The following is a 512-nucleotide window of genomic DNA, read 5'->3' as shown; positions in this document are numbered from 1 at the left end:
TCAAGGCTTCGTGCGCTTCGCTCGCCTGCGCGACGTTCGGAGGTCTAAAATCCGGAGAACTCACTTCGCTACGCTTCGTTCAAACAGCCCGGATTTTTACGCCCTCCTCCCTGCTCCGTCGGCTCACCGCCCGAGGCCAAACGACGAACGCCGAGGCGTTCGAGGCGGGATTCCTCCCTGCGTTCGGAATGACAGATTAATTGTTCGTTGTTAATTGTCAGTCAGCGTTCAGCCATTGGTATGCCGCGTAGGGGCGAACCTGTGTGTTCGCCCTTCGATGGCGTGGATATGAACATCCCCCCTGTCCCCCCTTCAAAGGGGGAATTTACATGGTACACGGTGTAGAGACGCAATTAATTGCGTCTCTACGGGGCGTCTCTACGGGGCATCGTCTTTTGTCATTCAGAGCGTCGAGCGATGAATCTCTTTCCTTTTTATGTCACTTTTGGCTTGACCCAAAAGTAACCAAAAGGTCAAGGCTTCGTGCGCTTCGCACGCCGTCGCTACGCTTG

General features: G+C 54.9%; 1 protein-coding gene. It reads left to right on the top strand.

Annotated elements, in window-relative coordinates; translation table 11 throughout:
• A partial coding sequence (locus tag EII41_RS14260; RefSeq protein ID WP_185711938.1) for a hypothetical protein occupies positions 1 to 200 on the top strand: 200 nt, incomplete at its 5' end.
• Positions 201 to 512: the final 312 nt, after the last annotated feature.

It is taken from the genome of Tannerella forsythia (assembly GCF_003860135.1).
Taxonomy (GTDB): domain Bacteria; phylum Bacteroidota; class Bacteroidia; order Bacteroidales; family Tannerellaceae; genus Tannerella; species Tannerella forsythia_A.
This window is presented reverse-complemented; position numbering and strand designations above follow the sequence as displayed.